11 protein-coding genes are annotated in these 10,889 nt (G+C 62.9%); all 11 read left to right on the top strand.

Annotated features, from left to right (window positions below; genetic code table 11):
• Positions 1 to 1,460: lamin tail domain-containing protein (locus AB1792_11830; GenBank protein ID MEW5702901.1), on the top strand; the 1,460-nt coding region annotated here is incomplete at its 5' end.
• 10 nt (positions 1,461 to 1,470) lie between these two features.
• A complete protein-coding gene (locus AB1792_11825) occupies positions 1,471 to 2,313 on the top strand; it encodes a hypothetical protein (GenBank protein MEW5702900.1) in 843 nt (280 codons plus the stop codon).
• A gap of 63 nt (positions 2,314 to 2,376) precedes the next feature.
• A complete protein-coding gene (locus tag AB1792_11820; protein ID MEW5702899.1) occupies positions 2,377 to 3,540 on the top strand; it encodes a deoxyguanosinetriphosphate triphosphohydrolase in 1,164 nt (387 codons plus the stop codon).
• A gap of 321 nt (positions 3,541 to 3,861) precedes the next feature.
• Positions 3,862 to 4,236, top strand: a complete 375-nt coding sequence (locus AB1792_11815; GenBank protein MEW5702898.1) for a hypothetical protein — start codon at positions 3,862 to 3,864, stop codon at positions 4,234 to 4,236.
• 115 nt (positions 4,237 to 4,351) lie between these two features.
• Positions 4,352 to 5,377, top strand: a complete 1,026-nt coding sequence (gene holA / locus AB1792_11810; GenBank protein MEW5702897.1) for a DNA polymerase III subunit delta — start codon at positions 4,352 to 4,354, stop codon at positions 5,375 to 5,377.
• 24 nt (positions 5,378 to 5,401) lie between these two features.
• Positions 5,402 to 5,995: an RNA polymerase sigma factor gene (locus tag AB1792_11805; protein MEW5702896.1), complete on the top strand. Its 594-nt coding sequence runs from the start codon at positions 5,402 to 5,404 to the stop codon at positions 5,993 to 5,995.
• Between the two features lie 202 nt (positions 5,996 to 6,197).
• Positions 6,198 to 7,319 (top strand): hypothetical protein, encoded by a 1,122-nt coding sequence (locus tag AB1792_11800; GenBank protein ID MEW5702895.1) that lies wholly within the window; start codon positions 6,198 to 6,200, stop codon positions 7,317 to 7,319.
• A gap of 95 nt (positions 7,320 to 7,414) precedes the next feature.
• Complete coding sequence (locus tag AB1792_11795) at positions 7,415 to 8,224, top strand: protein-L-isoaspartate(D-aspartate) O-methyltransferase (GenBank protein MEW5702894.1); 810 nt, start codon at positions 7,415 to 7,417, stop codon at positions 8,222 to 8,224.
• Positions 8,225 to 8,396: 172 nt separating this feature from the next.
• Positions 8,397 to 8,867 carry a PspC domain-containing protein gene (locus tag AB1792_11790; protein ID MEW5702893.1) on the top strand — a complete coding sequence of 157 codons (471 nt, stop codon included), beginning with the start codon at positions 8,397 to 8,399 and terminating at the stop codon, positions 8,865 to 8,867.
• Positions 8,857 to 9,807: a DUF5668 domain-containing protein gene (locus AB1792_11785; GenBank protein ID MEW5702892.1), complete on the top strand. Its 951-nt coding sequence runs from the start codon at positions 8,857 to 8,859 to the stop codon at positions 9,805 to 9,807. The genes AB1792_11790 and AB1792_11785 overlap by 11 nt, the downstream gene beginning before the upstream one ends.
• A 123-nt stretch (positions 9,808 to 9,930) precedes the next feature.
• Entirely contained in the window at positions 9,931 to 10,734 is an 804-nt protein-coding gene (locus AB1792_11780; GenBank protein ID MEW5702891.1) for a basic amino acid ABC transporter substrate-binding protein, read from the top strand.
• Positions 10,735 to 10,889 lie beyond the last annotated feature (155 nt).

Here is a 10,889-nt window from a genome sequence, read left to right as displayed (position 1 = left end):
GTCTGGGCGATTCCGATGGGGTGGCCGTGCTGCCTCCAAACGTGGGCAGGATGTCGCCCGGGGCGTTGTGGGTTCTGGCGGAGAACGTGCCATCGTTCAACGCCTTCTATCCAGGATTCGAGGGATTGGTGTGGCAAGTCCCCGGTTGGCGGGAGCTTGGTGACCACGGTGATCGTGTTCGTCTCCTCGGCGCTGCCGGAGAAGTGATTGACTCGGTCAGCTATGCGGCAACGTATGGCACCGATCGCTCCACCGAGCGCCGCGAGTTGACCGCCGCCTTTGCCGACCCACGCGACTGGGGCGGCTCGGTCGATCCGTCCGGCGCTACACCAGGGCGGACCAATTCGATCCGGCGGCTGATGAATGATCTGGCGCTTGATTCGTTGATGATTGTCACGCCCGATTCGACTTGGGGCAGTCCCGTTACGATTCGAGGCATGGTCAGCAATGTTGGCTTTGGTCGCGTGTCTGAAGGCAGGGTTGAGGTCTTCTACGTCTGCGACCCAGACGTCCCGGGTGCGTCGCTTTTCCCCGACATCGAGATCGGACCACTTGAGCCCGAGCATTCCACTGTGTTTCAACGCACTTGGCCCGCCGCACCGCGGGGAACAGGGCGGATCAGTGCGGTGCTCCGCGATGATGATAATTCGTCAAACAACCAGACATCCCTCGAATTTGTGATCCGCTTTTCCCAACCTGGGATCATCGTCTCAGAATTCCTCGCCGATCCTCCTCCCGGCGGTCCGGGGGAGTGGATTGAGATCTGCAACATGTCGGGAGTCGCCATCAATCTCGGTGGTGCCCGCGCAGGCGATTCGTCGGGGACAGCGGCGTTGCCGGCCGCCGGAGAGTGCATGCCTCCCGGCGCGTACTGGGTCTTGGCGGAAGACGCCAGCAGCTTCCGTTCTTTCTATCCCGGATTCACCGGCGAGCTCCTTGAAGTGGATGGCTGGCGCGAATTGAACAACGGCGGTGACCGGATTCGCCTCATCGGTGCCGCCGGAGAGATTATCGATTCGCTCAGCTATCGAGAGACCGTGGGGGACAAACGCTCGCTGGAGCGGGTCGAATTGTCCGCGACATTCGCGACCGCCGACGACTGGGCCGCGTCGGTCGACCCGAGCGGTGCGACACCGGGGCGGGCGAACTCGGTTGACCGGCAGAAGGCCGGGTCGTTTCGTGTCGATGTCTCTCCCAATCCTTTCTATCGTAGTCGCGGGGAGGTGGCGCAGATCGCCTATCGCATGGAGATCGGCGAACAGTTGACGCTGCAAGTGTACGATCGCACCGGGCACCGGGTGCGAATGATTGTCGCGGACCAACCGGCGGCCACCGGCGCGATCGCCTGGGATGCCCGGGACGATGACGGACACGCTTTGCCGCCGGGACCCTATATTCTACTGGCGCGGTCGGACCCCTCGGGGGCGACGCGGAAGGTCGTCGTCGTGGTGGGGCCGTGATTCGGGGGGCATGATTCACGTGCACGTGAAACGAACCGGGCTGATCGTGACTGTCTGTCTCGGCCTGTTGTTCCAGGCGGGACCGGCATCGGGTGGCATCGACGATGACTTCGGGTCGGCCGCCATCATTGCGCTCGGGGGCGCCTATGCCGCCGATCCGGATGGCGCCGGTCTACTGTGGATCAATCCGGCGATGCGACAGTTGTCCGCCCAAGACGGCTCCGGAGAGATATCATATCGCAGTCTCTACGGACTCAGCGAGCTGGAGGAAATCACGGCCGGTGTCTGGCATCGGGTTGCGCGGAGAATCGGTCTGGGGGTGGGATTTTCGCGATTCGGGGAATCGGGACTGTATCTGGAGACACAGGGAGTGCTCGCAGCGGCATTTCGCCTGCGTCCCGGTTGGACAGTGGGGACGACCTGGGAGTTTCAGCGCGTCGAATATGGTCAGAACGAGAGCCGGTACAATGGCGCCAATCTGGCGCTGGCGCTGGCCGCACGGCCCGTTTCTTCTGTTGTTGCAGGCGCGGCTTTGCGTCGCATCGATGTCGATCCGCTCTACACCGGGGAGAACCGGAATCCGGCGGTCGAGATCTCGGCGGCGTGGTCAGCCCCGCCCGATATCACCTTGGCCGGGATCTGGGCGGCACAGCCGGGACATGATCGGTTCGGCTTGGGGCAGCGGCTGCGTCTCGGTCGCGGCGTGGAGTTCCTATCTGGATTGACCTTTGATCCGATCCGCTATTCGTTGGGGGGACGGATTGCCTATTGGGGAGGGACGATCGACTACGCCTACCAGAGCCATGCGGACTTGGGCGGGACGCATCTCATCGGGTTTGGGTGGCGTTGGTGACGGGCACGGAGGCGGGCGGTTCTCGAACCGCCCCTACACATCGAACTGGGTCAGGATTCAATCATGGTGCGATCAACATTGGAAGGGCATGAAGGGCAATACCTGGCGGCGTACGCGGCGCACAGCGCACAATCGTTGGGCCGCGTTCACCGGGAGCCGTCGCACCCATACCGCACCGAGTTCCAGCGCGACCGCGAGCGGATCATCCATTCAGCGGCGTTCCGACGGCTCGAATACAAGACCCAGGTGTTTGTCAATCACGAGGGGGACAACTACCGCACGCGGCTGACGCACACGATCGAGGTGGCGCAGATTGCCCGGTCGATCGCCCGCGCGCTGGCATTGAACGAGGACCTCGCCGAGGCGGTGGCCCTGGCACATGATCTGGGGCATACACCCTTCGGGCATGCGGGCGAAGAGGCGCTGGACAAGAAGATGCAGCCGGATGGCGGCTTCTCGCACAATCGGCAGTCGCTGCGCGTGGTCGATGTGCTTGAAGAGCGGTACCCGGAGTATTCCGGCCTGAATCTGACCTTCGAAGTCCGCGAGGGAATCGTCAAGCATGAGACGATCTACGACCGGGCCCATCCCGACGCCGGGGATTTCCATCCCGAATGGCAGCCGACCTTGGAGGCGCAACTGGTCAATTTGGCCGATGAGATCGCCTACAACTCGCACGATCTTGATGACGGCCTGCGCGCGGGATTGTACGGTTGGGATGATCTGGCCGGAGTGCCGCTGTGGCGTGAGTTGAATGAGGAGTCGGAGAGGATCTACCCCAATCTGGACCGTCGTCTGCGACGGCATCACGTAGTCCGGCTGCTCATCAATCGGCAGGTCACCGACCTGGTCGATCACGCGCGACTGGCGCTCGAGGAGCTACGCATCAAGACGCTCGACGACGTGCGCGCCGCCAAGGGGCTGATCGTGACATTCTCGCCGGAATTCTCAGAGCGAATCCGTGTCCTGAAGGAGTTCCTCTACCACTCGATGTACCGTCACTACCGGCTGGTGCGGATGTCGCTGAAGGCGGAACGCATCGTGCACGCGTTGTTCGACGCGTATGCACAGGAACCGCGTCAACTCGATCCGAAGTTCCGCGCCCGTCTGCGCGACACCATGGCCGGCCAGGTGCGCCAGGTCGTCTGCGACTACATCGCCGGAATGACCGACCGCTACGCCATGCTCGAATACCGGAAGTTGTTCGATCCGTTCGAGCGGGTTTAGGATTCTGGTCTGTCGCATCGGGCTCGGTCAGAATACTGCAACCGATTGCAGAAACCGATCCGCGTCCGTACCGCCCGGGACGTCGGTCTCCCAAGTCGCGCTGAGACCAGCAGGCAATCCCCTACGCGTGGGGGCGTGATTCATCACGCCCTTCACGTTCGGGCGCAATGAATTGCGCCCCTACGAACGCGGGCGGTGGCGTCTAGGCGTGGAGTTGCAACGGGAATCATGGGGCTGAAGCCCCTTGTCCTCATGGGCCACGGACAACGGGAACCGGCGGCATTGGCTTTGCATCGGAGCGCACGAGAGGGAGACCTGTCGATGCGCTGCTACTTTTCATCGCAAAAGCCCGGCCCCGCCGACCAAGCCGGCGAGGGGTTCGTGTCCTTTGTCATCCCCGAGCTCTCGATCACATTCCGGGCGCGCTACACCGGCACAAAGGCAGCCTGCGAGTATGCCGGGCTGTTGGCCCTGTTGGAATTCGTACAGATCAATCCGCAGTTGTTCACCGAACGGACGCTGGAAATCTTCGGCGATTCCTTCACGGTCGTCAATCAGGTCAACAAGAGGCTCCTCTGCCGCCGGGAACTCGAAGGGTTCCGCAACGCGGCGCTGCTCCTCAAGCAGAGCATCCCCTACACGATCGACTGGGTGGCCCGGAATGAGAATCCGGCCGGCCCACCGGGCGGTGCCTGAGCGCGGAGGCGGGTGCGCGCGCCCCGCATCGCGACCGAACGACAGCCATGCGGCGATGAAGCCGCTTGGCTGTGTGTGCATTTCTGCCGTATGTTCTGCGGCCGGGGGAACAGGTATGGGCTTTTCCGAGGATCGCGCCAAGGGACATTTCGGTTCATTCCATCTCATCGTCGCCGAGAATCCCTATCTGCTCTGGGAGGCCACGGAGCATTGGAAGAGTGTTTGGCGCAGGGAAGCGCCCGGTGCGGCGCTACGCATCTTCACCGCGCCTCACGTGGAGATGGACCGGCTGCTGGAATTGGGCACGACCGTGCCGTTGTTCGAGACGGTGCAGTTGATCGTCGTGGAACAGATCGATCGCCTTCCGGCGGCGCGGCAGAAGGAGTTGGCCGACATTGTCTCCGGATGCGGACCCACAACCAAGATCCTCCTGACGGCCGAGTCGATCGATCGCCGGACGTCATTCTACAAGACATTGGCGAATCTGGGGCCGTGCGAGGTCTTCCCCCGCATCTACCAGGACGACATCCCCGGATGGGTCAAGCGGCTCGCCGGTGAGATCGGTTGGGTGCTGTCGCCGCAGGCCACGGAGCTCATCAGTAGCGTTCATGGGACCGATCTGTTCGCCGTCGCGCAAACACTCGAGCGTGTCACCTTGTTCATCGGGCAGAAGCGACGGATCGAGGTCGGCGACATCGAGACGGTGATTGCCGGCGACGGTGAGCACGACATCTATCTCCTGATCGAAGCGCTCATCGCCGGGGAGTTGCAGCGCTCCCTGGGAATCGTGAACTCCCTCCTCTCGTCGGGAGACAGGACCTTTCTGTGGTTGACCCAGGTGCAGGGGCAGTGCATGCGGCTGTTCCGCCTCCTGGACATGGCGGACAAGACCGACCACGAGGCCGGTCAGTCTCTCGGGATTCACCACTACCTTGTCCGCCGACTCCGTCCTCTGGCGGCAGCCCTTGGACGGGATGGGCTGACCGCCGTTTCACAGGTCGTCTTCGAGACAGATTGGGCCATGAAGAGTTCCCTGCTCCCGCCCCGTTTGGCTTGGGAGCTCTTTGTCTGGCGTTTGGCGGGCGAGAATCGCCGCGGCGAAATCTGGTTTGACCTGAACGCCCAGAGTCCACGGGAATAGCGGCAAGCACCGACGGTAGCCGTTATGGATGATCGCGGCGAAAAGGCCTCAGAGGGAGTCTCCGAGGAGGAATTGATACGCGCGACCCAGAGCGGGGATCGTTATGCTTACGATGTTCTTGTAAGGCGCTATCAGAGAAGGGTTTATCGGTGGGCGTTCCATGTAGTCCGTACCCATGATCTGGCCGACGAAGTCACCCAAGAGGTCTTCGTACGTACCTACGAAGCGATCTCTCGGGTTGATCCAAAGCGGCCGTTGGGCGCGTGGCTCTGTCGCAGCGCGGTGAACTTGGCGCTTAATCTGTTGCGCAAACAGCAGTTCCGCGCTCGTTGGGCGGAGGAGAACCGACCCGAGCCGACGGATTTTGAGAAGGAGGCATCTGAGCCCGACACCGCTTTCCGGCGTCGACGGATCATGGATCGGCTCGACCGGGCGATTGACTCGCTCCCCATTCTCTATCGCACGATCCTGCTCCTAAGGCTAAAGGACGGAATGTCCTACGAGGAGATCGCGGATGCTCTGGGAATCTCGATGGGAACCGTGATGTCGCGTCTATCCCGCGCTCGCCGGAGGCTGCGAACGGAGCTGGGTGACATGATCGAGGATTTGCGGGAATGAGGCGGGAATAAGCCACGGCGTGGCAGGTAGAAGTCATAGATCGGGTGCGTGGCATGAGTCTCCGATCATATCTGTTGTGGGCGGTACTGCCCGGTTCTGGAATGTCGTCTTCGCAAGGTCGTGAGCCATGAGTTGCCGCAAGTTGCACACGTGGGTTTGGCGCCAGGGAGTCGATGCTCTCCCGGGGTCGCTTCGAGAGCACATGTCTGTATGTCCCTGGTGCCGGGAATTCGTGGAGTCGGTGCGTCTGCTGGATCGCGCGATCAGTGAGGACCCGGACTGCGAACCGGGTGCTCTGTATTGGGAAACGTTGCCCGCTCGTGTGCAACGGCGGTTGGTGGATGGGCGTCAGGTCACGATTCGTCCGACTCCTTCACGTCTGCGCTGGAACTGGGCGTGGGGTTGGGCTCCGGCGACCGCCGTCGCCGTCTTGGCCTTCGTGATCGGGCGCGGCATTGTGCGTGAGTATTCGACCCCTCCGTTGATGGAATCCGAGGTGCCGGTTATCCGCGCTGTCGACACGCCGGCGGAAGAGCCAAGCGCCACCGGTGCGAAGACTGCGACGCCGGAACCGGCGCAACCGGATGCCACCCGAACCCGTGCGTCAACCCGCTTGGCCGAAGGACCGAAGCTATCGTCCCCCGAGGCACAGGTCGAGAAGACAGAGTCACCGTCTCCCAAACCGGCAATGCCGTCTGCGCCGAGCACCGACGGGGGAACTCCGCCCGTGACTTCCGCAACGGATGCCGTGCCTCCGGAACAAGGAAGTGTCGTCGCCGATCGCCCGACCGCAATGCACCAGGACGAGGGTCGGGTGTGGCCCAAGCGGCAGGTGACGATCGTGGGGCAGATTGCCCCTGACACGCCAGGGCAACCGGTGGCCGATGAGCTCGGTCCTGCGGCTCAGGGAGCGTTTTCTGCCTACGAGCGTCAGATGCAGGGCTATGTCGGCAGCGAGACGGCCGGGACTTTTCCTGCTCCCGGTCCTCTTCTGGAAGCGCCGCGGCACCCTGTTCCGGCGGGATTCGCCGACAGCCAGTCGCCGGCGGAGGCGATGCGGCGGTTCGATGAAATGGCCGATCTCAGGCGGCAGATCGGCGAGATCCAAGCGATGGCGCCGCTCGACCGCTCCGATTCCGATCAGGCCCGGCTGGCAGCCCTGTGGTTCCGCCTCGGAATGATCTGCCAGGAAACCGCGCTGGTGGATTCGGCAATCCAAGTCGTCGAAGAATACCTTGAGGTCGCGGACGACTCCGGCGGCTCCAGCGAGTGGGCAAACCGACGTACCCGATTGCAGGAGCGGCGGGTCTCGATGGGTAAATAGCGGCCCTCCCTGGCCCTTGCGGCGATTCGCCGGCCCCGCTTTCTCCCAGCGGGGCTTTTTCTTGACCGGTGTACCACGGAAAGGACTTTGTCCGTATGGATGAACGCCGTAGAATGAGTGTGGTGCTCTGGTGGCTGTCTCTGGCTGTGGGAGTAGTGGCGTTGGTCGCGTCGGGATCCGAGACATGGGGTTCTCCGCCCGGTCAACGGGCAGCGCCTGATTCCGGATCCGGTGTCCATGCCCGCCGCCGGGCCGCGATGGTGCAAAGTCAGATCGCCGCGCGGGGTGTGACCGACTCCGTCGTGCTCGATGCCATGCGGACCGTCCTCCGCCATCGCTTTGTGCCGGATGAGCACTTGGAGGAGGCGTACGACGACCGGCCATTGCCGATCGGGTTGGGACAAACCATCTCTCAACCGTATGTCGTGGCCGCGATGACCGAGGCGATGCACGCCGGGCCGAAGGATCGTGTGCTGGAGATCGGCACCGGCTCTGGGTACCAGGCCGCGGTTCTGGCGGAGATCGTCGGCGAAGTCTACACGATCGAAATCCTCGCGCCATTGGGCCGACGGGCCGAATCCACGCTGACCGCCCTCGGCTACAAGAATGTGCATGTTCGCGTCGGCGATGGCTATCAGGGTTGGCCCGACCAGGCGCCGTTCGATGCGATCATCGTCACCGCCGCTCCCGATCATGTGCCACAACCGCTGATCGACCAGCTCAGGGTCAACGGCCGCATGGTCCTTCCTCTGGGACGGGGGGAGCAGACGCTGGTTGTTCTGACCAAGACGCCCGATGGCGTCAAGGTCGAGGAGCAGTTCGGCGTACGCTTTGTTCCGATGACCGGGGAGGCCGAACGGCGCAGGCCATCGCGCGGCGATTCTACGCCCCCTCCCGACGATTGAGTTCCGTTGGGGAGGGTTGTCTCTGGCGTTTCCTCTGAGGACCGGCCGTCGACCAGTCGGCGCGTTCACGATGGCGCGGACAGGCGAAACTTCCCTTCGGGGGACACGTACGTTCTAACCGGGGTCACGCGCTGTGGCTGGGCTGTCTCTTTGACCCCGGAGAGGTGTGGCGATGACCAAACGACTGTACCGTTCCAATGACACGAAGGTCATAGGCGGCGTCTGCGGCGGACTGGGTGAGCATTTCGACATCGATCCCACCTGGATTCGTCTGTTGTTCGTGCTTTTGATCTTTGCCAGCGGCATCGGAATTCTGGCCTACATCATAGGGTGGATCGTCATTCCGCGTCGCCCGCTCGTGCCGGTCGCCGCCCCGGCGGCAGAAGTGCCACCTCCCGCGCAACCGGCCGCGAAGACCCAGAAGCACGGTCCCGGTTTTCTACCGGGGATCATCCTGATCGGGCTGGGACTGATCTTCCTTTTGCATCGCTTCTTCTTCTGGTTTGATTTCGAGTACATCTGGCCGTTGATCCTGATCGGCATCGGAGGCGCGCTGATCTATCGCGCGGTGGCGCCCGCCACGGGAGAGGATCGTGTCGATGAACCGGCGGCTCAGATCACGGAGGTGGAGAATGGTCGGTAGGGTGCGCTGGGGCGTGATCCTGGTCGCGATCGGCGTGCTGTTGCTGCTGAACACGACGGGCGCGATCAGCATCAACTTCTGGTCCTACATTTGGAGACTCTGGCCGGTGATTCTGATCGCCATCGGCTTGGAGAAGATCTTTTCGTCGACGGCGTCCTTGCGCCCTTTGGCTTGGCTGTCGCCCATCGTCATCATCCTCACATTGGCCTATGCGGTCATCGCCGGAGAACGCGGTGGCGGTTCGGTCTGGTGGCACGACGATTGGAGTCATTATTCCAGTGATGACGAGAGCGATGTCTACACTTGGTCGGAGACTCTCGCGCCGGGGATCAACCGTCTGGAACTCGCCTTGCAGATGACGGCCGGTCGCCTGATTATGCGCGATGGCGCCCAAGCCGGGAACGCGGTCGAGGGACGGATCACCTACCGGGACGAGAAACCACGTGTACGATCCCAGACCAGTGGCGGGACACTCGATGTCAATGTCGCCGACCGTTCCCGCAAGAGCCGCCGGGGACGTGACCAGTGGATCATCAAACTCAGCGACAGTCTGCCGGTCGCTCTGACAGTCGCGGGAGCGGCCGCGCGGATGCGATTGGACTTCGCCGATGTGCCGTTGGAAACGATGACCCTCTCCACCGCAGCCGGGGACATCGATGTGACATTCGGATCGATGGTGCATGCTGTGGAGTGCCGTTTCGCCAGTGCGGCCGCCTCCGTCGATGTGACCGTGCCCGCCGGGGCCGGAGTCCGCGTCAAGCGCAGTTCGGTCCTGCAGGGTTTCTCATCCGGTGATCTCGATTTGATTGAATCGGGTGAGGCCAGGGAAACGCCGGGATTCGCTTCAAAACCGGTACAGATCACCCTCTATGTGGAGTCGGTCGTCTCGTCGCTGCGTCTGCACACCGCGACGGGCGGCAGTCCCGCCTCGGCGACATAGGATCGGGACAAAGCCAACTGATTGAACTCGACGGACTTCCACCGAGTTCCCAGAACGTCAAATCCCGCGCCTGGCGCGGGATTTGTTCTTGAACGGGGCCACGGGGGGGCGATTATTGCCAACATGAACCTCCGGGTGCCCAGAGCCGGTTTGCCAGCGGCGCAGTGGATCCCTCTGATCGGGGTCTGTTGTCTCTTGTTGCTGGCGTTCTGGCGTTGCGGCGGGCATGAATCGGGGTGGAGCCGTTTGTCGCGCACCGGCGTGTTAAGGGTCGGCACAGATGCCACCTACCCGCCATTCGAGTGGATCGACACCGCCTCCGGGCATGTCGAGGGATTCGACGTCGATCTGGTGCGCGAGATCTGCCGCGAGCTGCACTGCGCTCCGGAGTTTGTTGTTGTGCCCTTCGACGGCATCATCGCCGGCCTGGTCTCGGAGAAGTACGACCTGATCGCGTCGACGTTCACGATCACGCCCGAGCGCGCCCGACATGTGGCCTTCTCTGATCCCTACTACGATGCCGGACAGGCGCTGGCGGTGCCAGTGTCCGATACGACCATCCGCAGCGTCGATGATCTGGTCGGCCGCACAGTCGGCGTGCAGCTCGGCACGACCGGTGAACGGCGTGCGGCGCAGATTCCGCGCGTGAAGGTCGTCTCCTTTGAGAACATTGGTGCCGCCTTCATCGACATGGAGAACCGGCGTCTCGATGCGGTCATCAACGATCGCCCGACGACCGAGTTGATCATCCGGCAGCGACGCGCGGCCAAGATCGTCGGCCCGACTCTGACTGCGGAGAACTACGGTCTCGCCGTCCGCAAGGACGACCCCGAGCTGCTCGAACGCATCAACCGGGCGCTGGCTCGGATCAAAAGCGACGGCCGCTTCCAGATCATCCACGACCGCTGGTTCGGCCCGGGAGGATAGTCGGAAGCAGGGGCTTGACCCACTGCCCCCACGTCAGGAGCACGGTTCGACCTACTTACCGCAAGCAGGGCTCCTGACCTACAACTCTGGTCGAGTCGCACGTACAAGCCCCCTGTGGTCAAGGCCACAGGGGGCTTGTGCATGGCACCCGTTTG

The organism is Candidatus Zixiibacteriota bacterium (assembly GCA_040752595.1).
Lineage (GTDB): Bacteria > Zixibacteria > MSB-5A5 > WJJR01 > WJJR01 > JACQFV01.
The sequence above is the reverse complement of the archived record's forward strand: the minus strand, read 5'-3'. Positions and strand labels throughout refer to the sequence as shown.

Excerpts from the sequence above, each read along its gene's own strand:
- AB1792_11825 (MEW5702900.1), top strand. The coding sequence starts at position 1,471 with ATGATTCACGTGCACGTGAAACGAACCGGGCTGATCGTGACTGTCTGT.
- AB1792_11820 (MEW5702899.1), top strand. The coding sequence starts at position 2,377 with ATGGTGCGATCAACATTGGAAGGGCATGAAGGGCAATACCTGGCGGCG.
- AB1792_11815 (MEW5702898.1), top strand. The coding sequence starts at position 3,862 with ATGCGCTGCTACTTTTCATCGCAAAAGCCCGGCCCCGCCGACCAAGCC.
- holA (MEW5702897.1), top strand. The coding sequence starts at position 4,352 with ATGGGCTTTTCCGAGGATCGCGCCAAGGGACATTTCGGTTCATTCCAT.
- AB1792_11805 (MEW5702896.1), top strand. The coding sequence starts at position 5,402 with ATGGATGATCGCGGCGAAAAGGCCTCAGAGGGAGTCTCCGAGGAGGAA.
- AB1792_11800 (MEW5702895.1), top strand. The coding sequence starts at position 6,198 with ATGTCTGTATGTCCCTGGTGCCGGGAATTCGTGGAGTCGGTGCGTCTG.
- AB1792_11795 (MEW5702894.1), top strand. The coding sequence starts at position 7,415 with ATGGATGAACGCCGTAGAATGAGTGTGGTGCTCTGGTGGCTGTCTCTG.
- AB1792_11790 (MEW5702893.1), top strand. The coding sequence starts at position 8,397 with ATGACCAAACGACTGTACCGTTCCAATGACACGAAGGTCATAGGCGGC.
- AB1792_11785 (MEW5702892.1), top strand. The coding sequence starts at position 8,857 with ATGGTCGGTAGGGTGCGCTGGGGCGTGATCCTGGTCGCGATCGGCGTG.
- AB1792_11780 (MEW5702891.1), top strand. The coding sequence starts at position 9,931 with ATGAACCTCCGGGTGCCCAGAGCCGGTTTGCCAGCGGCGCAGTGGATC.